We start from the raw sequence: 24,397 nt of genomic DNA, 5'->3' as shown, positions 1-24,397 counted from the left end.
CCTCAGAAATTGTAAGATCGAGAACTTAGCTATGAGTTACCCAAGAGACCTGATCGGTTACGGACAACACACTCCCGACCCAAAGTGGCCCAACAAAGCCAAAATTGCCGTTCAATTTGTCATCAACTACGAAGAAGGCGGCGAAAACTGCATTCTGCATGGTGACAACGCCTCTGAAGCATTTCTTTCTGAAATTGTCGGAGCGCAAGCCTTAGAAGGCGTTCGTCATATGAACATGGAGTCCATCTATGAATACGGCAGCCGTTCTGGCTTTTGGCGACTTCACAGAATGTTTACCGAACGGAACATGCCCGTCACCGTTTACGGGGTAGCCACAGCATTAGAAAAACATCCGGAAATCGTCGCTGCGATGAACGAAGCCGACTGGGAAATCGCCTCCCATGGCTTGAAATGGATTGACTATCAATACATTGATAAAGAAACAGAACGCGAACACATACAGCAAGCCATTGATATCCATACCAAAGTCACCGGTCAAAGACCGCAAGGCTGGTACACAGGCAGAATGAGCCCGAATACCCGGGACTTAGTGGTTGAAGCCGGTGGCTTTATGTACGATTCAGACGCCTACGCCGATGATCTGCCATACTGGTCAAAAGACCATGAAGACCACTTGGTCATCCCCTATACACTGGATGCGAACGACATGCGCTTTGCGACCAATCAGGGCTTCAACTGCGGCGATCAATTCTTCAGCTACCTCAAAGATTCTTTTGATGTCCTTTATCAGGAAGGAGAAACGGCACCTAAGATGATGAGCATTGGCCTTCATTGCCGCCTAGTCGGGCGTCCTGGTCGTGCAGCCGCGTTAGCCAGGTTCCTGGATTATGTCGCCTCCCATGAAGACGTTTGGGTGACTCGCCGTATCGACATCGCAGAACATTGGCACAAGCACCACAAACCACAATAAAAACCAGCTGATACCGATCAAGCAGCGGTTTAATAACCAGCCCAATAAAAATGCCGAGCAAACGCTCGGCATTTTTATTCATCCACGATCTACAAACCCAGTCACTACTCACCCAGTTTCTTAGGCAGCAGCAAGTTCAGTAAAATCGCAGCAATCGCGGCCAAGCCAATGCCTTTCAGCATCAGATCACCCACTTGCAAAGCCATCCCTCCGATACCAAAGACCAGGGTGACAGCAACAATCACCATGTTTCTTGGCTCAGTCAAATCAACCTGCGCTTTCACCAGTGAACTCATCCCAATCGCAGCAATGGTTCCAAACAACAGCACCAAAATCCCCCCCATGACAGGCACAGGAATCGTTGAAAGGGCTGCACCAAGCTTACCGCAGAATGAAAGCACAATGGCGAACACGGCAGCCCAGGTCATAACCACTGGATTAAACACTTTGGTCAACGCAACCGCACCAGACACTTCTGAGTAAGTCGTATTCGGCGGACCACCCATCATCGCGGCCGCAGACGTTGCCAGGCCATCACCCAACATAGTGCGGTGCAAACCCGGTTTCTTAAGATAGTCTTTATTGGCAACGGCACTGATCGCCGTAACGTCACCAATGTGCTCTACCGCAGGGGCGATCGCAATCGGCAAAATGTACAGAACCGCCTGCCAGTTCCATTCCGGCATTGTAAAGCTGGGTACGGCAAACCAAGGCGCCGCTTTTACAGCCTCAAAATCCACCATGCCATACGCAATCGCTGCCAAATAACCTGCAATGATCCCGCTCAGAATAGGCAGCAACCGAAACAACCCTTTCGCCCAAACCGAAACACCTATGGTCACAAACAAAGAGATTGCCGCAACTATTAAGGCATCCGCTTGATCAACAAGCTGTACTGCACCATCTCCGGTTTGACCCATCGCCATGTGCACGGCCACAGGCGCAAGACCAAGTCCGATCACCATAATCACAGGGCCCACCACCACCGGCGGTAATAAACGATGAATGAACGCCTGACCTCGCCACGCAATGCAAGCACTCAAGATCATATATAGAACACCCGCAGCCACTAAGCCACTCATAGTTGCAGCAATGCCCCAGGTCTGAGTGCCATAAATAATCGGTGCGATAAATGCGAAAGAGGAGGCCAAAAACACCGGCACTTGCCGCTTGGTCACCAACTGGAAAATCAAAGTACCAACACCTGCGGTAAACAAAGCAACCGCCGGGTCAAGCCCCGTCAAAATGGGTACTAATACCAGGGCGCCAAACGCCACAAACAACATCTGGCCACCCAACAGAGCCATCTGCCATTTTTTTAAGTCATCCATTATCCAACCCTTATTGTTATGTAAGACGCTTATTTGGTGCCAAAAATCTTATCGCCAGCGTCACCCAACCCAGGAATAATATAAGCGTCATCATTAAGATGGCTATCCACCGAGGCAACGTATAAATCCACATCAGGGTGCGCAGCTTGTGCTTTTGCTATGCCTTCCGGTGCAGCCACCAAAAACAAGCCCATGATGTTGGTGCAGCCTGCTTTCTTTAGCAAATCAACCGTCGCAATAAACGAACCGCCCGTCGCCAGCATAGGGTCCAAAACCAAAGCCACACGTTGATCAATGTCTTTCACCAGCTTTTCAAAATAATAAACCGGTTCAAACGTCTCTTCATCACGGTACAACCCAACCACCGAGATTTTAGCATTCGGCATCATTTCCAAAACACCGTCTAACATACCAATGCCTGCACGAAGAATCGGCACGACAGTGACTTTTTTACCTTTAATCTGATCAACCTCAACAGGCCCGGACCAACATTCTTTGATCACTTTCTCAGTTTCAAAGTTGGCAGTCGCTTCATACGTTAAGAGCGCTCCCACTTCGGCCGCTAATTCACGAAATCTTTTGGTGCTGATTTCTTTTTCACGTAACAAAGACAGTTTATGTTGGACAAGCGGGTGGGTGATTTCGTGGACAGCCATGTTGCAGTCTCCTCGGTTGTTTAATTCGAAAAAGTTTACCTGAAATGTTTATAGAAGATATTCCGGATCTATACACAATTCGACAGGTAAAATAATGCGGCCATTTTGCCAAACCACCTCCGCCATTAAAAGCTGTCTTTTCGGTCAAAAGGAACTTTTGTCGGATATAACGAGAGAATTAGTGACGCTGTCCAGAGCCATATGCTATAAAGTTGAATGTTTTAGGGTTTATATAACTAATTTGCACTTTCATCACCGACTACAACAATAATGACACACGTGCTAAAAACTCTCGTTTTCCTGGTATTAATTACCTTCAGTTGGGTAATTCAGGCAGACGTGCCACCTCTGGAGCTTGATTCCACTCAGGACAAAGCCTCCCTGAGAGGGCACTTTCTGGCACTGGAAGATCCTGAAAACCAATTGTCCTTTGGCGATATCCTGAATAACGCACAACAACACTTTAAACCCATTGGCGCCATCAATCCTAACTTTGGTTTCAGCACCTCTACCTTTTGGCTCAAAGCAAAAATATCCGCACCCAAACACACAGGTTCAAGTAACGATCAACACGCCTGGATTCTGACCAGCAGCTATGCGCCATTGAAAGAACTCGAAGTTATTTTTTACGATGAATCCCAAAGAGCCATCCTCCACCACTGGAAAACAGGCACTGAACGTTCTTTTTATGATCGTCCGGTGGAACACCGAGGGTTTGTTTTTCCATTTGAGCTGAAGCAGAACAACGAACTGACCCTTTACGTTAAAGCCCGTTCGGATACTTCCATCCAATTGCCTTTAACTGTCTGGAAGCCAGAGAAGTTTTTCGCCAAAGACAGCTACACCATTTACTACTGGGGCCTGTACTTTGGCATCATGCTGTCCTTGCTTGCCTACAACAGCCTGATGTATGCCATGGTACGCAACGCATCATACGCCTACTACCTGATTTACGTGGTCGGCTTATCCGGAGTGGTGTTGTTTCTTAATGGTCAGGGTTTTCAGTTCTTTTGGCCAGACTTCCAACTATGGAACTCAATCGCACTGCCCTTTTTTACCGGCGTAACCCTGGCCAGCGGCGCTCAGTTCGGGCGGCTCATTCTCAAAAGTGAAAAGCTCACGCCCCAGTTTGATAAAATCATGCTGTGTTTGATTGGCATCGGTGTTTTGATCGCGCTGACCCCTTTCGTCGGTTTGCCCCAACTGCCACAAGTTTCAGGCTACTTAGGCGGGTTATTACCACTGATTTTATTAATCGCTGGCATATTTTCATTACGGGAAGGCAATCAACTGGCGGTATTTTTTATCAGCGCCTGGGTTTGTTTTTTATTAGGACTCACCTGCTATCTACTCAATGTATTCGGCTACCTGCCAACCAATGCATTAACCAGTAACGCCTTACAAATCGGTTCTGCCGGAGAAGTCACCCTGCTATCGTTTGCCCAGGCCTTCAGGATGAAGCTGGAGCGACAAAAACGATTCGATGCCCTCAAGAATGAAAATGAAGCGGTCTTAAAATGGCAGCAAGCAGAAAAACACCTGCTTCATCAAGCGCAACACCACCCTTTAACGCTGCTGCCTAATCACAGTTTATTGAGCATGAAAATCAATGAGTTGCTGAAACACACTGGCAGCAACCGATCTTCGTTTGCCATCATCTTAATTCACATCAACCGTTTCAGTGAGATCAATAAAACACTCGGCAAAATTAATGCTGATCAAATTCTGATTCAGGCAGCGGACCGGATACACTTATCCACCCTGGACATTCAGTCGCTGTACTCATTGGAAGTCACCAACAAAACGAAATACAACGTCGCCATGTTGGATAACGCCACCTTCGCCTGCATTACAGACACCACTGGAATGCGTAATACCGCTGGTTATATTACCGAACAAATTCAGCAATCCATCTCCGTACCGATTAACTTTCAGGGCATGTCGATCAGCCTGGACTGCAGCGCGGGCATTGCCAATTTCCCGGAAGACGGCCTTGATTCTGAAACGCTGCTCAAACACGCAGAAGTGGCCATGACGCTTGCCCGCAAACATCGTAAGTCGGTGGCCGTCTATAACCCTCTGCAAGACAGCTACAGTACCCGTCGGTTAAAGCTCATGGGAGAGCTGCACCATGCCATCGACCAAAATCAACTCAGCCTGTATTTCCAGCCACAGATAGATTCTAAAAGCCGGATGCCCATTGCCTTTGAAGCCTTGCTGCGCTGGACACATCCTACGGAAGGCTATATTCCTCCGACCGAGATCATCACCCTGGCGGAGCAGTGCGGCTTAATGAAGTCCATTACCCAGTGGGTAATTGCCGAATCTTTGACCTTCGGCAACACACTGGATCGCTTGGGGTATAACCTCAAGCTGGCCATCAACATTTCACCGAATAACCTGCATGAACACGACTTTGCTTCGTCCATCAGACAAGCATTACAGGTGCACCAATACAACCCAACCAAAATGGTATTAGAGTTCAGCGAAAGCAGCATCATTGACTTCTCGAACCAGGCGGAGAAAACGCTGCTCGACTTAAAGAAGTTAGGCGTGCAACTTTCACTCGATCAATTTGGCAGCGGCCATTCATCTCTGTCGAAGTTGAAAACCATTCCGCTCAATCAAGTGAAAATCAGCCCCGAGCTGGTGCTCGACATCAGCAACGAAAGCAACACCAAAAACATCGTAGAAACCATCATCAAACTGGGTCACTTACTCGGTATTCCCTGTGTGGCTGTCGGTGCTGAAAACCTGTTATTAACCGATTGCCTGACTGCAATGCACTGCGATGCATTACAAGGCAATTACATCGCAGCACCTATGTCGCAAGAAGCCATTTTCAAATGGCTCGAAAACCACCTGAAAACAGCCAAAGAAACTCAGGCCAAAGTCATCGATTTTACCACCTTCGATGACGGCCCTTCTTAAAAAGAAATCAAAAACCAGCAGGCTGTTGATTTTCGTTATCGAGGCAGGACTAACAAGGCAAAATCAGACAAAAAAGCGGGATTTATAGTTCATAAATGAGCACTTTGAGCCTGATTTTAACGCCGTTAGGGCAACACAGATAGAAAACTAGGAGTCATTTCGAGGCTTGATGAGCTGAGCGTAATAACCACTTGCCGAGGCGATTTCAAAAAATACCTCAGGGTCATTCGCGACCTGCCAACCATGCTCGCTGATCACCAAGCCTTCCAGCAAACACCCCGGAATGTTGCCACTGTGAAAATTAGGCATTCTGGGGTACATCGCAAACTCAGTTGCGCCGACCACGGTTTTAAACAAATGCACCCCCTGAATAGCCAGTCGGTTTCGAATAGGTCGTTTGATGCAAGGGTGTGTGTCATCCGCCACATAAGCGCCCGGCTTGAACCATTCCACCATGTCCTCGATGTCATTCCCCCGCGCAGTCAATACCAACACCAAGTCCGCTTCAGATAAACGTTCCGGTCGCTGACTTTGGAGCACCTGAGCGCCGTATTCAATGGTGCCAACTTCCTGTTCATACCTTGGATCAATCGCAATCACTTTCAGAAATAACTTGGATAAATCCTGAATTAAGGGCTCACCAATCCGGCCTGCCCCACCAAGAATGGCAATGGTCAGTTGATTTGTTGGACGACCGAACTTATCGGCCAGCTGCTTCGCCGACTCCACCATCGCAAAACGCGTTCCCAAACAGCCATTCACCAACGGTTGTTCCAGTTTCAGACCCGCCCTCAAGGCAAATCCGGGAAGCCGACCCACCAACGAGAAAGTGTCTGTGACTTTATAAGTATTTTGAATGCCATAAATGTAATTTCTGACGGCTTCCGAGTCTTCCGCCAGCTCATTTTCAGGAATGGGGGTCGTCACCATCATGCCCCAGCCTAATTTAGATTTGAACAACCCCACCAACACCGACGAAGGACTTAACGCCCGGAACCAGTCAGGAAAATAAGCACGCTGATCCCCCTTAGTGCCATAAACCGCAAACACCACCTTTGGCTTTAACGCCTTTTTAAGTAAAGGCGCCAGTAAATTCACCAGAAGAAACGCGAACATCCGCCCATAACGCCAGAGCGCGCGCTGTAACAGATAAATACCATGGAAACTGTGCTCCGGATCGGAGACTTTTTGTTCAGTGGTGGCGTCGCTCAGAAACTGTTCCGGAGAAGAAGAGATTTTTGCCAGAAACTCAAAATCCGGCGAGCCTTTTTCCGGCCGATCTTCAAACGCCAAACCAATCACGTTCTGAGAAATTTTTTGAATTTTTACGCGCTTTTTAAAATCCCCGGAATCACTGTGAATCGTTACCCCTAAAGACGACTTATTTTCTGCCGCAGTGGCCAACGAAGACGATGCGTTGTTGACTAATGTCAGCTGAATACCCTGATCGGATATTCCCGATGCTCTTGCCTGAAACGTACACTCCCCCACTTCAAGCTCTGCAGGTAAATCAATGCCATAAATTCCTTTTGAACCCAGCTCAGTCATATATCAATCCCTTTTTTTCTGATTATTTTGGTTTTCCATCACACAAACTCAGAGCGAGCAAAGACAATCTAAATACTTATATTTCAATAACTCCTACTGTTGATGATGAAAATTGTTCTGCACGCCTTCGGCCATCAAAATGATGAGCCTGTCACAGCATTCAAGAACTAAATAAAGTAATAGCGGGGATTGAATCAACTCGCAACGTAAGACAACAAAACTTTACGATTAAGACAATTAGTCAACCTATTAGACGACATTTCCTTAACGAAACGTCAGCCAATGACTGGTACTTTTTTATCAATCCAAAAAGAAACGGGGAAAAAGCATCCTGCAACTGCACCAGATTACAGCCATATCGACGCAGAACGCTTCTGACAAGGATAGACTCAGCTTGTCAGCCCCTAAAAACACAACGGGTAGTTGCTTACTCGGAGGAAGTAAAAGAAAAAGAGTCAAATCGCCGGGCGTCAACAACACCCAGCAATAGTTTGTGTATTGGTATTAAAAGATGACGCGATATACCGCACGAATTACTTGGCCAACCAGCCAATCACTTGCTGGCGCTCTTCATCCGTCATCTGGGTAATATTCCCTAGCGGCATGTATTTCGACTGAATCACTTCGATCAGTTTCGGTTTAAGCACATTCACCTGTGCCTGTGTTTCCAAAGAAACACCGGCCGGAGGCGAAGCAAAACCGGCCTGAGTCGGCTGGGCAGCATGACAACTTGCACAACGCTCTTTCATGATCGCCATACCTTGTACATCGGTAAAACCAGCAACCGCTTCCTGATCCACTTCCACCGGCTTAGGCGCGATCCAGAACGCCACACCCGCCATCATGATGGCCGCAATTACAAGAATCGCCGGTTTGAATTCGCCACGGTGACGCAAGTTAAAGAAATGACGGGCAAATGCCAGAATAAAACACATTGCAGATAGCACTAACCAATTCAGCTCATGAGAATACGTCATCGGATAGTGATTACTGATCATGATGAACAGCAATGGCAATGTGAAATAGTTGTTATGGGTTGAACGTAACTTGGCAAACGCACCGTATTTAGGGTCTGGCGCTTCGCCACGCTGTACCGCTTCAACCAACGCACGCTGTGACGGCATGATGCCCAAAAACACGTTACCGGCCATGATGGTACCAATCAAAGCGCCCACATGAATGAATGCTCCCCTTGGCGAGAACACTTCGCTGGCAAACCAAGCCATGAACACTAAGAAAGATGACAACACTAAACCAAAAGCTTTGGCGTTATGACGAAGCGGCGTTTTTACTAAGGCTTCGTACACCGCAAAGCCAACCGCGATATAGGCCATACCAAGGCCAATGGCCTGCCATTGAGTCAATTCCAGACGAGAGTTATCAATCAGGTAACTTTCTGCGCCGATGTAATACACAATCCACAACATGGCCATACCGGTCAGCCAGGTGGTATAAGCCTCCCACTTAAACCAGTGCAGATTATCCGGCATTTTTTCAGGTCCTAACTTGTACTTGGCTACCTCGTAAAAACCACCACCGTGAATCGCCCACAAGTCACCACCAATGCCTTTGTCTTTTTTCCACTGAGGTGGATTTTCAAGGCTGTTATCCAACCAGACAAAGTAAAAGGACGCACCGATCCAGGCAACACCGGCAATCACATGGAACCATCTGAAAAACAGATTGGCCCATTCCAGTAAATACGCTTCCATTATGATGCCCCTCCTGCTGTTTCAGAGGACTTGTCACGATCGTGAACCAGTTTTCCGGCCACATACGTCGCTCGTACTGCTCGGTCATCGCCAAGAATGATCATTGCAAACAGCTTTTCAGCCAAGGTCTTGCACTTACTCTGTTTCAGACTCATCAAAGGCGTGCTATTGAAATCCAATACCGCGAAATCGGCTTCATTACCCTGTTTGAACGACCCGATCTTATCTTCCAGCTGTAGTGTTTTGGCATTACCAAGGGTGGCCAAATACAGGCTCTTCAATGCAGACAGTTTATTGCCGTTTAACTGAGTGACTTTATAGGCTTCATTCAGGGTTTGAAGCATGGAGAAGCTGGTACCGCCTCCCACGTCCGTCGCCACACTGTACGCTACTTGCTCTTGTTCCAGCTCTTTAATGTCCAACAGACCACTGCCCAAAAACAGGTTAGACGTAGGACAGAAAGACACGCTTGAACCGGTTTCACGGAAACGTTCATGTTCGCGAGGTGTTAAGTGAATGCCGTGGGCAAAGACACTGCGCTTACCCAGCAAGCCAAACTGATCGTAGACATCCAGATAGTCCTTGCTGTCAGGGAACAGCTCCTGCACAAAAGCCACTTCGTCTTTGTTTTCTGAGATGTGAGTCTGCATGTACACATCCGGATATTCTTCCATCAGCTGGCCTGCTTTCTGAAGCTGCTCTTCTGTGGAAGTAATGGCGAATCGAGGCGTAACCGCATACAGCTGACGGCCTTTGTTGTGCCAGGCTTCAATCAGTTCCTTACTGTCCTGATAACTGCTTTCAGGCGTGTCACACAAAAATTCAGGCGCATTACGGTTCATCATTACTTTGCCGCAAATCATTCGGGTATTGCGTTGCTCTGACGCTTCAAAAAACGCTTCAACGGATTGCTTGTGTACGGTACCAAACACCAACGCCGTGGTCGTACCGTTCTTTAACAACTCATCCAGAAAGAAGTTAGCGATGTTGGAAGCATACGCTTTATCTTCAAACTGTCGTTCGGCCGGAAAGGTGTAATTATTTAACCAATCCAATAACTGCTCACCGTAGGATGCTATCACTTCCACCTGAGGAAAATGGATATGGGTATCAATCATCCCCGGAATGATTAAGTGATTCTTGTACTCAACCACCTTGATGTCATCCGCCAACTGAGCCAAAACCTCAGAAGCCTCTCCCAATTGAACGACCTTGCCGTCTTCAACCACCAGGGCGCCATCTTCAAAAAACTGATACGCCTTATCCCCGTCCACGTCCGGGTCGGATAAAAAGTGCAGTACTGCAGCTCGATAAACAGTCGGGCGTTGTGCATTCGTCATTATCACGGTCTCTTATAAATCTATTGTTATGTCCAGGTTCTTATCGAAAAAGAACTCTTCACAGTTATTGCCTTCACCCTTGCGATCCACCACCAGGAAATCACACACTTTATGCAATCCAAGGACGGGGTGATGCCAGGTATTCATGTGGTAATTAATGCCCTGTGTACTCTTGGCTAAAAACAGGTGCAAATGTTCCGGCGTCAGTTCTTCCACAGGGTCCGCCACCAAAACCAGATAGTCTTCGCCCGACAAAGGCTGAAACGATTGACTGCCTCTGGGATGACGCTCCATCATTTCAATCTTCATCGGTAACTGACGTGGCTGAGCACGGAAAATATTGATCACTGCGGTGTCCGCCGGAGTTTCCAGCTCAACCTTCACTAACGAATCATAACGCTCGGTGTTTCCGTCATTGATCATGATCAGTGAGTCTTTGGAAACATCGCCCGCTTCCACCACATCACCAAAGGCCGCAAACGCCTCTTTGGTTAACGGCTTAGGCGTTAATTGGTAAGTGCTCATTAACTGCCTCTGTAAGTCGATATGCCATACGCTGAAACCAACAGCGGCACATGGTAATGCTCTTCTGGCTTCTCGATCCGGAAATCAAACGTCACCACCGGGTAAAAACAGGTCTTACCTTGTTTCTCGAAATACGGGTCGGTTGCAAACTCAATCCGGTAAATGCCTTTCTCGCGCTGCTGACCATCCAGCCAATCAACTATCCGGCCATCGACATTAGTCACGCCCGATGCAATTTCAACCAGCGCACCGTCGATCTGCTTATAAAGCGTTACGGCCATGCCCTGAGCAGGGCCCCCTAAATTCGTATCCAACACATGCGTGGTAATCGGACTTGCCATTGTTCAGCTCCTTATCGCTCAGAGATTTTTGTTTCAGGATTGATGTCTGTCGGTAACAATTTATTGATACGGATGGCTGTGATTTTGGCCTGTTCGCCAGCCGCCGTTTCCAACTCCTGTTCACGGGCGTTTGGCAACCGAGCCTGAAGAATTTCCAGCATCTCAGCAGCACTCTTGCCGGTGGCACACACAATGAAAATAAACCCGTTTTGGTTTTCGTATTGGGTATTGCCGTCCGCCAACGCCTGAATCACTTCTTCCGAAGCCGTATTGACCGACGATTGCTCACCGGATGCCAACTGCTTGGTATGCGCATACTTCTTACGAAGGCTGGTTACATCACCAATTTTCGGATGACCTTCAAAGGCTTCCAAGTAATCCGCTTCGCCTAACCCACTCCACACCTCAATAGCCACTTCCTGACACTGCTGAATGGACACGAACGGCCGCCTGGCGACCATGCCCTCAATCCAGCGGGAAGACGTGCAGCAGTTTTCAAAGGCAAACTTTGCATCGTCTTCCGACAGGTTATTCAACTGACTTAACGTGTAGGTCAAATCACTCATTCGTTACTCTCCCTTGACCGTTTCAGGGAAGCCCCATAAACGCAAACGGCTGATACCACCATCCGGGTACATCTTGATACGAACGTGAGTAAATGCAGCGTTACCGCTGACCAATTCTTCTTTAAAGGTATGTTCACGGTCTTCATACAGCTTGGTCCGACCAATGATCGGCTGCCAGTAAATGTCCGCAGTACTTGAAGTTTCGGCCGTCAGTGCATCCGAGTGCGCGTCAGCTTTAAGTAATTCGATGTCTGACGCCTGAGCGTCTGTTAATACTGCGCCTTCCAGAGAGAACGCATCCGGGTAGTTACCTTTGAAATGGCAGGTATCAACCAATATTTTATTGATGCTGCCTTTCGCGGCAAGCTGAAGCACCAACCAGTCGTTATCACGATCTACCTGAACATCGCCAATGGTACGACGGCGTTTGGTTTCCCAACCATCACCCATGTTCGCACCGCGTTCCGGCATGATCAGGTTTTCCATATGACTGAAAAACATATCAGAACACACCAGCGGGCGAGCACCGTTTTTAATGTAGGCAAGATCCACCGGCTCACCCGGCAGGAACCAGTCCCAATCCGGTACAATGTCACCATACACGCGAAGACGGGCAACACCACCGTCCGGGTACATGTGGAAACGAACGTGCGTCCAAACGCCTTCCACCTCGGCGTCGATCAGGTTTTCACTGCCTGGCTCAACGTTCGTGACCGGCACGATTTCAGTCCACTCAGTGGCATCCGTCGGCTCACCTTTGATACGACAAGCTTCCAAAGAAACTTTCTGTGGTGCATTACCCAGGAAGTGATTGGTGTCGGCATTGATGCCTACAATTTTGCCCTGAGCACCCAACTTGATAATGCACCAGTCATGATCCAAACCGTCCGATGAAGAGCCGTCCGGACGGAAACGACGACGACGGGATTCCCAACCGTCCATCCACTTTCCACGGTCCGTGTACTTATCATCAATAAACACACCACGACCCGGTTTTAACAAATTCTCCATTTCCGCAAAAAAATCATCGCTGCAGGAAAGTGTCTGACCGCCCAAACGACGGCTGGCCAAATCGGTATAACGTTGTGAAAAACGATTCATCTCTACTTGTGTTGCCATGTATCTTGTTACCTTCAAACTGCCAATCCGTTAGAAACAGAATGGCCTATTCATTCCCAAGAGGCTGAGCTGTTCAGGCCTCGATTATTTTCATTTCAAATTTTATTGCCCGAGCGGGCTAACTTTGACCAATGACTTCATGCTCTGACACTTTGCACTTAAGTATGGGTCACTTTAAGGACGGAACCCTGGCCTTCGGTATTTACCTCACCGCCAAGCTCTTGTTTGATCTCTTTCCACGCCAATCCTCGGCGGGCATCAGTGGTTTTACCTTTGTTCTCGACTGCAATCAGCTGACCGGCAATCGACACAGCCACCTCCATAGGCAACTTACCCGGCACATCGCTTAATCCCACCGGACAGGTAATACGGTCAATATCGGTTTGATCGATACCTCGATGTAGCATGCGTTTAACAAAACGCTCCGCTTTGGTCAGTGATCCGATCAGACCAACGTGTCTCAAATTGCCATGCTTAATCGCGGACAAGCACAACTCATAATCCAACTGATGATTATGAGTCAAAATCAGCACATCTGAGCCGTTCGGTAACTGCTCAAGTTCATAGGTCGGTTGATCACTGATCACCTGAGTGACATTGGCAGGAACGTCCGCCGGAAACTCCGCTTCACGAGAATCTACCCAGGTTACCTTACAAGGCAGCCCGGCCAGAATCGTTACCAGAGCTTTGGCCACATGGCCGGCTCCGAACAAGCCGATATGAAAATCACAACCGGCAAACGTTTCCATCAGTACCGTTGCGCTGCCGCCACAACACTGACCAAGGGATGCACCCAACGGGAAGTGCTGTATTTCCTGCACCGACTTATTGTCAGAAATCATTTCACGGGCTTTATTGGTCACCACAAACTCCAGATGACCGCCACCAATGGTGTCGTAGGTGCTTTCACCGGTAATGACCATCTTGCTGCCCTGATCACGGGGAGTAGACCCTGTACAACCAAGCACCGTCACCAACGCATAAGCTTCGCCTTTATGCTGACAACGCTGCACTGCATCAAACCATCGCTGAGTTTTCATTGCACCATTCGCCATCACATCACCTACGCATTTACGGAATCAGCAGTTGCCGCGTCTTGAGCCCATTGCGCTTCCTTCGCGCGTTCCGTCGCCATCACCGCATTCAACACACACTCCGGCGTGGCTGGCGTATTCATTGGCGGGCTGAAACGGTAATCCGCAATACTCGATACCGCATCACGCAACGCCGACCAAACCGAAATGCCCAACATAAACGGTGGTTCACCCACGGCTTTTGAGCGATATACAGTAGCTTCACCGTTCGGACGGTCTTCCAGCAATTTCACCCTGAAATCAATCGGCGCATCACCGACCGCCGGAATCTTATAAGTGGCCGGGCCATTGGATAAAAGCTTGCCTTGGTTATTCCAAACCAGCTCTTCCGTAGTCAGCCAACCCATGCCCTGAACAAACGCGCCTTCAATCTGGCCGATATCAATGGAAGGGTTCAACGAGCGCCCCACATCATGAAGAATGTCGGTTCGCAGAACCTTATATTCGCCCGTTAAGGTATCCACAATCACTTCAGAGACTGCTGCGCCATTGGCGTAATAATAGAAAGGTCGGCCCTTGCCGGTTTCACGGTCGTAGTGAATCTTTGGCGTCTTATAAAAGCCGGTCGAAGATAAAGGCACCCGGCCCATATAAGCCTGCTGAACAAAGTCCGCAAAAGGTACCCACTGCTCTTCACCCGCAGCATTCGTGACCACTAGATGATTGGATTCAAGGCGAACCTTATCTTCTTCAACCTGATAGTGTTCAGTCGCAAATTTGAATAGGCCGTCTTTAATACGGAGGCAAGCATCGCGCGCTGCCATACCATTCAAATCAGTCCCTGACGATGCCGCCGTCGGCGAGGTATTCGGCACCTTATCGGTTCGGGTGGAAGACACCTGAACGGTGTCCAGATCCACCTGGAATTCTTCCGCCACAATCTGGGCCACTTTCAGGAACAAGCCCTGACCCATTTCCGTACCGCCGTGGCTCAAATGAATGCTGCCATCGGTATAAATATGTACCAAAGCACCCGCCTGATTCAGAAACTGAACGGTGAATGAAATACCAAACTTCACCGGTGTCAGCGCAAGGCCTTTTTTCATGAACGGGCTTTGTGCATTGAAAACTTTGATCTCTTCACGACGTTTCCAATAGTCTGAAGTGTTTTCTAATTCTTCGATCAATTCCGGCAATAAATTATGTTCAACCGTCTGGCCATAGTGCGTTTGATTACGCTCATCGATCTGGCCGTCGTCGGTTTTAATGTGATCGTATTTGATGCCATACAGATTACGCTTACGAATGGTTAACGGGTCTTCCCCCATATGACGGGCAATGTCGTCCATCATTAATTCAGCAACCATCATTCCTTGCGGGCCACCAAAACCACGGTAAGCCGTCGCGGAAACAGTATGAGTTTTACAACGATGACCCGTCACCGTCGCATTGTTCAGATAATAAGCGTTATCGGAGTGGAACATGGCGCGATCCACAATGGCGTCCGATAAGTCCGGCGAGTTACCGCACTTACCGGCAACCATGATTTCAGCGCCTTGGATAATGCCTTGCTCATCCACGCCCACATCGTAGGTGTTATAGAAATCATGGCGCTTACCCGTCATCTCCATATCGTCCTGACGGGACATACGGTATTTCACCGGCTTACCGGTTTTATTAGCTAAAATGGCAGCAATACAAGCCAAAGGCGCCGCCTGGGTTTCTTTACCACCGAAACCGCCGCCCATACGACGGACATCCACCTGCACTTTATTAATGCTGACGCCCAGTACTTCGGCGACCAACTTCTGAACTTCGGTCGGATGTTGGCTTGAAGTGAAAACTTCCATGCCTCCGTCTTCGGTAGGCACCACCGAGCTTACCTGCCCTTCCAGATAAAAGTGCTCCTGGCCTTTAACGTACTGCTCACCCTGAATCCGATGAGCTGCATTCTCAAGCGCTTTCGCTGAGTCACCACGTTTATGCTGATGGGTCGGACGCACGAAGAATTTATCTTTCAGCGCTTTTTCCACCGTCAACACGGGCTCTAAGACATCGTATTCAATTTCGGCCAACGCAGCAGCTTTCTTGGCTTGTTCAAACGATTGCGCGGCTACAGCAAAAATTGGCTGACCAATGAACTCACACTCATCACTGACCAATACAGGGTCACCCGGAAACACCGGACCAATATCAGTGTGACCCGGAACGTCTTTGACGGTAATGACCGCTTCCACGCCCGGTGCCGAACGAACCGCCGACAGGTTCATCAATTTGATTTTGGCGTGAGCGTATTTACTGCCCCCCACAACAACATGCAACTGATTCGGGTATTCCGGCATATCATCAACATAAACGGCTTTACCCGTGACATGTTTTTCAGCACTTTCGTGCTTCATGCTTTGGCCTGTTTTACCTTTTGATGGTCTTTCACGCATAGGTAATTCATTGGTATTGGTGTCGATTAACTTACGCATGATAAGCCTCACCTTGTTTATCAGAGCCGCTCACGGCGGTTAACACATCGTTCGGATTCAGCGCAGCGCTGTGGACTTGTTCGATACGTGAAATTTTTTCCGGTTCCAGTAACTCCAGCGCACACTTACGCATCAGCCCTTTGGCAACCTGAATGCGATACTCGGCTGTCGCACGAACATCACTTAATGGCGTAAAGTCATTGGGTAACTCATTGGCTGCATTCATGAAGCTCACTTCCGATAACGGCTTACCCACCAGAGCGCGTTCAACATTGCACGCCGCTTTCGGAATGCCGGCCATGCCGCCAAAACCGGTACGCACGTCTTTGATGATGCCGTCTTCAGAGGTCACCACAAAAGCGGCCAATACCGCCGAAATATCGTCTTCAATCCGCTTGGAAATTTTGAATACTTTCAGTGTCTGGTTTGCTTGCAAACGGGGAACCCGGATCGCACGAATGTACTCACCCGACTGCAAAGCGGTTTGTTTATAATCCAGGAAGAATTGATCAATCGGCAACCAGCGGTGGGTATGTTTACTCACCAACTCCAGCTCCGCGCCCAGCGCAATCAATACCGGCGGCGTATCGCCAATCGGTGATGCATTACCGACATTGCCACCCAGCGTACCGTTATTACGAACCTGACGAGAGCCCAGACGATCCAACAAAGCTGAAAATTCCGGATAATGGGTGGTTAGTGTTTCTTCAATTTCAGCGTAAGTTGCTGCGCCACCAAACGTCACTTTGTCGTCAGTCACTTCGATGGTTTTCAGGGACTCAATGGCTCCGATGGACACCAGCTTATTAATGGACTTATTAAACTGCGTCACTTCCAGCGCCAGATCGGTCGCTCCGGCTACCATACGGGCATCCGGGTGCTCGGCCAATAAATCCTTAAGCTGAGCTTCGTTTTCAACCACCCAGGATTGCTCTTTTTTCTTACGAAGGTTACGTGTTCTTCGTTCTGCTTCGGTGCCCGCATTATGAATCTCACCCGACAACTGTTCTTCTGGTTGCCAAATCCCCACATTGGCGACGTCGGGATATTCATTCATGTTTCGGGCGGCATCAATGATCGGGCGATAACCCGTACAACGGCACAAATTACCAGACAGGGCGTCTAGAATTTGATGTTCCGAAGGCTGTTCACCTTCAACATTTTGATGCAAGGCAGCCAGCGACATGATGATTCCTGGCGTACAAAAACCGCACTGCGAACCGTGATAGTCAACCATGGCCTGTTGCGCCGGATGAAGCGAGCGACCGTCGGCCAGAGCGTCAATCGTAATGACACTCTTGCCATGCAATTGCGCCAGAAACGTTATGCAGCCGTTGATCGCTTTATAAACCCATTTCCCTGCTTGTTTCTCACCTAACAGAACACTGCAGGCGCCACAATCACCGGAGCCACAACCTTCTTTGGTACCCGTTAATGATTTACGGGTTCTTAAATAACGAAGCACCGTCGTATCAGGCGTAAGATCGGCCTCTTCAATCCACCGACCATTTAGACAAAATTTAATCACAAGCTTACCTTCATCGAGCCTAAAACTTTCCGATAAACGCTATGGAAAGATAATTATTATTTTCTATCTGTATTAATAATGAACTATTTTCAGAAAATCACGTAACCAATCATCCGAAGACATCAATACCTTATGCAATTAACTGACCATACAGTCAGCTTTTTGTAAAATACAGACTATTTCATGAAAAGGAAAGAAAGATTTAGATAAAATCGATGAAACACACAGCAAAAACCTGACCATAAAGATCAACCACCTTGGTAATAATTTTAGCCAAAACCACAAACCCGCACCAAAACTAACCAATTGGTTACTTTTTTGCACCATTACATCCCATTTCCAACACCAAACCCAAACACGACTATTTTTTGTACAACACTTTAGTTGTACGAGATACAATTAGAACTCGAAACATAATTTTTGCAACCCGCATGGTTACTGACTCTCTGGACAAATTTTAAAGAAAGTACTATTTTCCGCACGCGATTTTACGAAATATGGCAAAGAACTTGCTTTTTAATTTCTGTCCACTTGGTCAAGTTGTAGAAAAATGAAACGCATTGAATTAAAAAACATCACCAAACGATACCCTGGCTGTATCGCGAACCAATCTGTGGCTTTATCTGTGGATGCCGGTGAAATCCATGCTTTACTCGGCGAAAACGGCGCGGGCAAAAGTACCCTGATGAAGATCATCTATGGTGTTGTAAAGCCAGACGAAGGTGAAATGCTGTGGGAAGGGAAGGCAGTCCAGGTTCAGGGCCCGGCCCATGCTCGTAAGCTGGGTATCGGTATGGTATTCCAACACTTCTCATTATTTGAAACCTTGACCGTTGCAGAAAACATAGCACTTAGTCTCCCAAAGTCAGAAGTAAAATCACTTGATGCACTAAAAGAACGCATTATTGACGTTTCGAAACACTACGGCATGCAGCTGGACCCGAATCGTTACGTTCATACCCTTTCCATCGGAGAGCAACAGCGCGTTGAAATCGTCCGCTGTTTATTGCAGGACGTAAAACTGCTGATTTTGGACGAACCCACTTCCGTATTAACACCCCAGGAAGTAGAGACTTTATTTAAAACCTTGCATCAATTATCCGATGAAGGCTGCAGCATTCTGTTTATTTCTCACAAGCTCGATGAAGTCAGAGCGCTTTGTGATAACGCCACGATTCTACGCGGCGGAAAAATCAGTGGGGACTGCATTCCAAAAGACACCACCACCGATGAAATTGCACGTCTGATGGTCGGAGACGATACCCCCCTGACGGAGGATTACCAAAAAGCCAGTGGCGGCCAACCTTATCTCACCATCCACCGTTTAAGTTACAAATCAAACGACCCGTTTGCGACACCGCTGAAAGACATCTCGTTTGATGTGAAAGCAGGTGAAATTCTTGGCATTGCCGGCGTCGCAGGCAACGGACAAGAAGAACTGCTCAGTCTGATCAGTGGTGAAGAAACCACTCAAGCCGCCGCCGTCAAGTTTGCCGAAAAAGCCGTGGCTCACCTGACACCCGAGAAACGAAGAGTGTTAGGGCTCGGTTTTGTGCCGGAAGAACGTCTTGGCCGAGGAGCTGTACCGGACATGTCCTTAGAGCAAAACGCCCTATTGACCGGTTATCAGGGCGACCTCACCCAAAAAGGCTGGATTAACACCGCCAAGGTCAAAGCCTTTACCCAAAAAATTATTGAACAGTTCAACGTGAAAACCGCCGGTTCCCTGGCTCAGGCCAAAAGTTTATCCGGTGGTAACTTACAGAAATACATCATAGGTCGTGAAATTCTGCAGAACCCAAAACTGCTGGTTTGTTCCCATCCAACCTGGGGCGTCGACATTGGTGCCGCAATTTTGATTCGCCATGCGCTGATCGAGTTGCGTGATCAGGGGGCCGCTATTTTAGTGGTGTCAGAAGACATTGATGAACTTTACTCAATCAGTGATCGCATTTGCGCTATCTGCGATGGCCAACTTTCGCCCGTCGCTCCGACCAATGAAGTTTCCATTAACCAGTTAGGTAAATGGATGGCCGGCGACTTTTCTTCTGTGCCCACCGACAGCAACACCAACGCGGCAACACCTCTGACCAATGCCGGAGGCCTGACCTCATGATATTCAATCAAATTGCACTCGAAAAACGCCCTTCTGACTCCAAAACCATGGCGTATCTGTCGCCAGTGCTGGCGATTGTCCTCACCCTCATCAGTGGCGGACTGCTGTTTGCAAGCCTGGGACAAGACCCGATCCATGCGCTTTATACCTTTTTTGTTGCTCCCCTGTCCGACCTTTACGGCTGGACGGAACTGGGCACCAAAGTGGCCCCGTTATTGTTATGCGCCATGGGCCTGACCTTATGCTTTAAAGCCAAAATCTGGAACATTGGTGCCGAAGGCCAGTTCATTCTAGGTGGCCTTGGCGGTGGCTACATCGCACTTGAGCTGCTGGAAGTGGAAGGTATGTGGGTACTGCCTGCGGTTTTAATTTTTGGTGCTTTGTGTGGTGTCGCCTGGGCGGCGTTGGCTGCACTGCTCAAAACACGCTTTGGTGCCAATGAAATTTTAACCACCATCATGCTCAACTACATAGCGTTGAACTGGCTGTTGTATGGCGTACACGGGCCACTGAAAGACCCGGAAGGCTTTAATTTCCCTGAGTCTGCTATGTTATCCGAGTTCGCAACCTTACCTGTAGTGTTCGACGATTACCGTTTAAACATCAGCATTTATTTTGCCTTATTTGCTGCGGCCGTGATTTGGGCGTTGATGTCTAAAACCATGGTGGGTTTCCAGATTTCCGTCATGGGCGAAGACAAAGCCGCCGCACGCTTTGCCGGTTTCAAAGAGAATCGTCTGACCTGGTTTGTGCTGTTAATGTGCGGGGGACTGGCAGGATTGGCCGGCGTCTCCGAAGTGACCGGCCCGGTCGGGCAATTAACACCGTACATTTCTTCCGGTTACGGCTATGCCGCCATCATCGTGGTTTTCCTTGGCCGTATGCACCCGGTAGGTATTGTCATGGCCAGTATGCTACTGGCACTGACCTACATGGGTGGCGAAATGGCACAAATGGATTTATCCCTGCCGAAATCATTAACAGGACTCTTCCAGGGCATGTTGCTGTTTTACCTGCTGACCTGTGACCTGTTAATCAGTTATCGGATCATTCGTAAGGCTCCCCAAAAAAATCACTCGCAGAGTGCACAGAAATTAAACGCTCAAGCGTAGTGAGGCACAGTTATGGACATTGATTTAATTACCAACATTTTATTCGCCACTATTCGTACCGGTACTCCGCTGATCCTTATCGCTTTGGGCGAGATGGTCTGTGAAAAATCGGGCGTGCTGAATCTTGGCCAAGAAGGCATGGTACTGATGGGCGCAGTGTTAGGCTTCATTGCCTCTGTCGTGACTGGCCATGCGGGCTTTGGTATTTTGGCCTCCATCATCGCGGGTATGCTGATGTCTGCGCTGTTCGGCTTCCTCGCCATCTCTTTGGTATCCAATCAGGTGGCGACCGGCCTGGCGCTGACCATTTTCGGCACCGGATTAAGTGCATTTTTAGGCGCGGGTTATGTGGGTATGGCCATCGATGGCATTACTGCCTGGGAAATCCCGTTCCTGAGCGAGATTCCGGTGATCGGTAAGATCCTTTTCTCTCACGACCCTTTGGTGTATCTCTCCTGGATCATCTTCGGCCTGTTGTTCTGGTGCTTTAAGAGCACACGCTTAGGTTTAACGATCCGCGCTGTGGGCGAAAACCCGGAAGCGGCCAATGCCATTGGTATTTCCGTCATGAAAGTGCGTTATGGCGCAGTACTGTTCGGTGGTGCTATGGCCGGTTTGGCCGGTGGTTATTTGTCGATCGCGTACACCCCGATGTGGAGCGAAGGTATGTCCGCCGGTCGTGGTTGGATTGCCTTGGCGTTAGTGGTCTTCGCCAGTTGGAAAGCCGAACGAATTCTGTTGGGCGCTTACTTGTTTGGCGCGGCCAGCATCATGCATCTGGTGCTTCAGGGGCTGGGCTTTGAAGCTTCACCTAACTTGCTGGCCATGCTGCCATACGCGGCCACCATCATAGTGCTGGTTATTTTGGCCAGCGACGCCGTCAAAACCAAACTGAGTACCCCGTTAGCCTTAGGCCAGCCTTACCGGCCACAGGTTTAAGGCTGCGGAAGAACAAACGAAAAACACAACGATAAATTAAAAAATCACACTGAAAACAGATAATTACATTCATGATACCGCAAGGAGATCACATGACACGTTTGGCTGAAAAAGGGCTTTTTAAGAAAGGCAGTTCCCTCACCAAATTATTAACCGCCGCCACCTTAGCCGCTGGTTGCAGCTTGGCAGCCGCTGAAGCGCCACTGAAAGTAGGCTTCGTATACGTTGGTCCAACAGGGGATGCTGGCTGGACATACGCTCATGACGAAGGCCGTAAATACATGGTTGAGCAGTTAGGCGATCAGGTCGAAACCACCTACGTTGAAAGTGTGGCAGAAGGCGCCGACTCTGAGCGCGTTATCCGACAAATGGCGGCCAAGGGCCACGACTTAATCTTCACCACTTCGTTCGGTTATATGAACCCGACACTGAAAGTGGCCAAGCGTTTCCCGAAAGTTAAGTTCGAACACGCGACCGGTTACAAGCGTGGTAAAAACACAGGCACCTATTTCGCCCGAGCTTATCAGGGCCGTTATTTGACGGGCATGATCGCTGGCAAAATGACTGAATCCAACGTCATCGGCTATGTGGCTTCGTTCCCGATTCCGGAAGTGATCCGTGGCATCAATGCCTTTACCAAAGGCGCTCAGGAAGTAAATCCGGACGTAAAAGTCAAAGTGGTTTGGGCAAGCACTTGGTATGACCCGGCCAAAGAGCGTGAAGCTGCTGAAACCCTGATGCTGCAAGGTGCAGATATTCTGACTCAACACACAGATTCTGCCGCCGTGATTCAGGCAGCGCAATCGAAAGGCAAATACGCCATCGGTTACCACTCAGACATGTCACCATACGGTGCTAAAGCACACCTAACCGCCACAGTGCATAACTGGGGTGAGCTTTACACTCAAAAAGCCAAATCCGTGCTGAGCGGCAACTGGAAGTCAGAAGATCTATGGCCTGGCATCGCGGAAGGTGTCACCGACCTGGCGCCGTTCAACGAAGCCATTCCTGCGGACGTCAAAGAACTTGTGCTCAATAAAAAGCAAGCAATCAAAGAAGGTAAGGTTCGCGTCTTCGATGGCCCTGTCATCAACCAGGCGGGTGAAGTGGTCATCCCGGCAGGTAACACCATGAGCGATAACGACCTGAAAGGCTTTAACTGGTACGTCAATGGCGTCGAAGGCCAGTTACCTAAGTCTTAATCACACCGCTCAATCTCAAGTTTTAGTACTTGATTCAAAAACAACAAAAAGCATTCAGTGCGGAAGGCTCATGCCTTCTGCACGCTTCAGGGTGCCGACCAGAGGCAAAAACATCGTATTTTTGCCCGTCTTTGCCCTGAAATGAATATCGAGAATTAGCAACAAGGAAAACAACATGAAAAACTTAAAAGCTTTGCCACTGGCTGCTGCAATTGCGGCGGGTTCACTGATGGCTGCCAACGCACAGGCAGAAATGTACTGGAGCGATAACAGCCTGACTATGCTGTACGGAGAAGATTACGAGAACCCGTTTGGCGATGACCGCGACCTGACCACCATGACTCTGGAGCATGTGTCAGGCCATAACTGGGGCGACGTCTTTATGTTTGTTGACCGTCATGACGGCGGCGATGATAATCTGTCTGAAATTTACGGTGAGCTTTCTCCACGTTTCAGCCTGAGCAACCTATCAGGTTCTAAGCTGGAATTTGGGCCAATCAAAGACGTACTGATTGCAACCACTTACGAGTTCAACAACTGGGACAACGACTTTGCCAGCGGCAACCAGGACAACTACCTGTACGGTATCGGTCTTGACTGGAACATTCCGGGCTTAAAGTTCTTCCAGACTAACTTTTTTCAGGTGAGCAACGACAATACGGAAGACGATCAGCAGTTGACGGTTGTTTACGGTGCACCTTTCTCTGTGGGTTCATTGGATGTCATGATTGACGGTTACATTGACTGGTCAACAGGCGAGGACGATCATAAGTCGGATTTCCACTTCAACCCGCAAGTACGTGCGGATGTCGGTAAGTACATGGGCATCACCAAATCTAAACTTGAAGTGGGTTTTGAATATTCTTACTGGCACAACAAGTTTGGCAGTGCAACGGACGAAAGCGTATTCAGTGCACTGGCAAAATTCCATCTATAATTGATCTACTGATCAGTTTTTGATGCCGAATAAGCCATGATTAGGGTATTTT

General features: G+C 48.6%; 19 protein-coding genes. 7 read left to right on the top strand and 12 right to left on the bottom strand.

Annotation, left to right across the window (positions count from 1 at the left end):
• The first annotated feature begins 31 nt into the window (after positions 1–31).
• Positions 32–931 (top strand): allantoinase PuuE, encoded by a 900-nt coding sequence (gene puuE, locus ABD744_RS11585; RefSeq protein ID WP_344798662.1) that lies wholly within the window; start codon positions 32–34, stop codon positions 929–931.
• A gap of 104 nt (positions 932–1,035) precedes the next feature.
• On the opposite strand, the gene ABD744_RS11580 is transcribed toward puuE, so the two are convergent.
• The gene (locus ABD744_RS11580) at positions 1,036–2,262 is read right to left on the bottom strand and encodes a uracil-xanthine permease family protein (protein ID WP_344798661.1); all 1,227 of its coding nucleotides are present in this window, start codon (positions 2,260–2,262) and stop codon (positions 1,036–1,038) included.
• Between the two features lie 29 nt (positions 2,263–2,291).
• Positions 2,292–2,918, bottom strand: coding sequence for a uracil phosphoribosyltransferase (gene upp / locus ABD744_RS11575; RefSeq protein ID WP_344798660.1), 627 nt, complete (start codon positions 2,916–2,918; stop codon positions 2,292–2,294).
• 279 nt (positions 2,919–3,197) lie between these two features.
• Between upp and ABD744_RS11570 the strand changes: the two genes are divergently transcribed.
• Positions 3,198–5,849, top strand: coding sequence for an EAL domain-containing protein (locus ABD744_RS11570; protein ID WP_344798659.1), 2,652 nt, complete (start codon positions 3,198–3,200; stop codon positions 5,847–5,849).
• Between the two features lie 147 nt (positions 5,850–5,996).
• Here ABD744_RS11570 and ABD744_RS11565 read toward each other — a convergent pair whose 3' ends face one another.
• From ABD744_RS11565 to xdhA, 10 genes are all read right to left on the bottom strand, one after another.
• Complete coding sequence (locus ABD744_RS11565) at positions 5,997–7,397, bottom strand: Rossmann-fold NAD(P)-binding domain-containing protein (RefSeq protein WP_344798658.1); 1,401 nt, start codon at positions 7,395–7,397, stop codon at positions 5,997–5,999.
• A gap of 533 nt (positions 7,398–7,930) precedes the next feature.
• Positions 7,931–9,109 (bottom strand): urate hydroxylase PuuD, encoded by a 1,179-nt coding sequence (locus tag ABD744_RS11560; protein ID WP_344798657.1) that lies wholly within the window; start codon positions 9,107–9,109, stop codon positions 7,931–7,933.
• Positions 9,109–10,449: a guanine deaminase gene (gene guaD, locus ABD744_RS11555; RefSeq protein ID WP_344798656.1), complete on the bottom strand. Its 1,341-nt coding sequence runs from the start codon at positions 10,447–10,449 to the stop codon at positions 9,109–9,111. Before guaD ends, ABD744_RS11560 begins: the two co-directional genes overlap by 1 nt.
• 12 nt (positions 10,450–10,461) lie before the next feature.
• Positions 10,462–10,974 (bottom strand): ureidoglycolate lyase, encoded by a 513-nt coding sequence (locus ABD744_RS11550; protein WP_344798655.1) that lies wholly within the window; start codon positions 10,972–10,974, stop codon positions 10,462–10,464.
• Positions 10,974–11,315 carry a hydroxyisourate hydrolase gene (gene uraH, locus ABD744_RS11545; protein ID WP_344798654.1) on the bottom strand — a complete coding sequence of 114 codons (342 nt, stop codon included), beginning with the start codon at positions 11,313–11,315 and terminating at the stop codon, positions 10,974–10,976. The genes ABD744_RS11550 and uraH overlap by 1 nt, the downstream gene beginning before the upstream one ends.
• 11 nt (positions 11,316–11,326) lie before the next feature.
• Complete coding sequence (uraD, locus tag ABD744_RS11540) at positions 11,327–11,881, bottom strand: 2-oxo-4-hydroxy-4-carboxy-5-ureidoimidazoline decarboxylase (protein WP_344798653.1); 555 nt, start codon at positions 11,879–11,881, stop codon at positions 11,327–11,329.
• A 3-nt stretch (positions 11,882–11,884) separates the two neighbouring features.
• Positions 11,885–13,000 carry an allantoicase gene (gene alc, locus ABD744_RS11535; RefSeq protein ID WP_344798652.1) on the bottom strand — a complete coding sequence of 372 codons (1,116 nt, stop codon included), beginning with the start codon at positions 12,998–13,000 and terminating at the stop codon, positions 11,885–11,887.
• A gap of 158 nt (positions 13,001–13,158) precedes the next feature.
• The gene (gene xdhC / locus ABD744_RS11530) at positions 13,159–14,055 is read right to left on the bottom strand and encodes a xanthine dehydrogenase accessory protein XdhC (RefSeq protein ID WP_344798651.1); all 897 of its coding nucleotides are present in this window, start codon (positions 14,053–14,055) and stop codon (positions 13,159–13,161) included.
• A gap of 8 nt (positions 14,056–14,063) precedes the next feature.
• Complete coding sequence (gene xdhB, locus ABD744_RS11525; RefSeq protein WP_344798650.1) at positions 14,064–16,511, bottom strand: xanthine dehydrogenase molybdopterin binding subunit; 2,448 nt, start codon at positions 16,509–16,511, stop codon at positions 14,064–14,066.
• The gene (gene xdhA, locus ABD744_RS11520; protein WP_344798649.1) at positions 16,504–18,039 is read right to left on the bottom strand and encodes a xanthine dehydrogenase small subunit; all 1,536 of its coding nucleotides are present in this window, start codon (positions 18,037–18,039) and stop codon (positions 16,504–16,506) included. The genes xdhB and xdhA overlap by 8 nt, the downstream gene beginning before the upstream one ends.
• A gap of 550 nt (positions 18,040–18,589) precedes the next feature.
• Between xdhA and ABD744_RS11515 the strand changes: the two genes are divergently transcribed.
• The 5 genes from ABD744_RS11515 to ABD744_RS11495 all read left to right on the top strand — a co-directional run bounded on the left by ABD744_RS11515 (position 18,590) and on the right by ABD744_RS11495 (position 24,345).
• Positions 18,590–20,155, top strand: a complete 1,566-nt coding sequence (locus ABD744_RS11515; protein ID WP_344798648.1) for an ABC transporter ATP-binding protein — start codon at positions 18,590–18,592, stop codon at positions 20,153–20,155.
• On the top strand, positions 20,152–21,267 hold the full coding sequence (locus tag ABD744_RS11510; protein ID WP_344798647.1) for an ABC transporter permease: 1,116 nt from the start codon (positions 20,152–20,154) through the stop codon (positions 21,265–21,267). The genes ABD744_RS11515 and ABD744_RS11510 overlap by 4 nt, the downstream gene beginning before the upstream one ends.
• Before the next feature lie 12 nt (positions 21,268–21,279).
• A complete protein-coding gene (locus ABD744_RS11505) occupies positions 21,280–22,206 on the top strand; it encodes an ABC transporter permease (RefSeq protein WP_344798646.1) in 927 nt (308 codons plus the stop codon).
• A 92-nt stretch (positions 22,207–22,298) separates the two neighbouring features.
• A complete protein-coding gene (locus ABD744_RS11500) occupies positions 22,299–23,408 on the top strand; it encodes a BMP family ABC transporter substrate-binding protein (RefSeq protein ID WP_344798645.1) in 1,110 nt (369 codons plus the stop codon).
• 175 nt (positions 23,409–23,583) lie between these two features.
• Complete coding sequence (locus ABD744_RS11495; protein WP_344798643.1) at positions 23,584–24,345, top strand: outer membrane protein OmpK; 762 nt, start codon at positions 23,584–23,586, stop codon at positions 24,343–24,345.
• Positions 24,346–24,397: the final 52 nt, after the last annotated feature.

This window comes from Litoribacillus peritrichatus, from assembly GCF_039537985.1.
GTDB lineage: Bacteria > Pseudomonadota > Gammaproteobacteria > Pseudomonadales > Litoribrevibacteraceae > Litoribacillus > Litoribacillus peritrichatus.
The sequence above is the reverse complement of the archived record's forward strand: the minus strand, read 5'-3'. Positions and strand labels throughout refer to the sequence as shown.

Coding starts and splice junctions, on each gene's coding strand:
- alc (WP_344798652.1), bottom strand. CDS start 13,000: ATGGCAACACAAGTAGAGATGAATCGTTTTTCACAACGTTATACCGAT.
- guaD (WP_344798656.1), bottom strand. CDS start 10,449: ATGACGAATGCACAACGCCCGACTGTTTATCGAGCTGCAGTACTGCAC.
- ABD744_RS11505 (WP_344798646.1), top strand. CDS start 21,280: ATGGACATTGATTTAATTACCAACATTTTATTCGCCACTATTCGTACC.
- puuE (WP_344798662.1), top strand. CDS start 32: ATGAGTTACCCAAGAGACCTGATCGGTTACGGACAACACACTCCCGAC.
- ABD744_RS11565 (WP_344798658.1), bottom strand. CDS start 7,397: ATGACTGAGCTGGGTTCAAAAGGAATTTATGGCATTGATTTACCTGCA.
- uraD (WP_344798653.1), bottom strand. CDS start 11,881: ATGAGTGATTTGACCTACACGTTAAGTCAGTTGAATAACCTGTCGGAA.
- ABD744_RS11510 (WP_344798647.1), top strand. CDS start 20,152: ATGATATTCAATCAAATTGCACTCGAAAAACGCCCTTCTGACTCCAAA.
- ABD744_RS11550 (WP_344798655.1), bottom strand. CDS start 10,974: ATGAGCACTTACCAATTAACGCCTAAGCCGTTAACCAAAGAGGCGTTT.
- ABD744_RS11515 (WP_344798648.1), top strand. CDS start 18,590: ATGAAACGCATTGAATTAAAAAACATCACCAAACGATACCCTGGCTGT.
- upp (WP_344798660.1), bottom strand. CDS start 2,918: ATGGCTGTCCACGAAATCACCCACCCGCTTGTCCAACATAAACTGTCT.
- xdhC (WP_344798651.1), bottom strand. CDS start 14,055: ATGGCGAATGGTGCAATGAAAACTCAGCGATGGTTTGATGCAGTGCAG.
- xdhB (WP_344798650.1), bottom strand. CDS start 16,511: ATGCGTAAGTTAATCGACACCAATACCAATGAATTACCTATGCGTGAA.
- ABD744_RS11495 (WP_344798643.1), top strand. CDS start 23,584: ATGAAAAACTTAAAAGCTTTGCCACTGGCTGCTGCAATTGCGGCGGGT.
- ABD744_RS11580 (WP_344798661.1), bottom strand. CDS start 2,262: ATGGATGACTTAAAAAAATGGCAGATGGCTCTGTTGGGTGGCCAGATG.
- ABD744_RS11560 (WP_344798657.1), bottom strand. CDS start 9,109: ATGGAAGCGTATTTACTGGAATGGGCCAATCTGTTTTTCAGATGGTTC.
- uraH (WP_344798654.1), bottom strand. CDS start 11,315: ATGGCAAGTCCGATTACCACGCATGTGTTGGATACGAATTTAGGGGGC.
- ABD744_RS11500 (WP_344798645.1), top strand. CDS start 22,299: ATGACACGTTTGGCTGAAAAAGGGCTTTTTAAGAAAGGCAGTTCCCTC.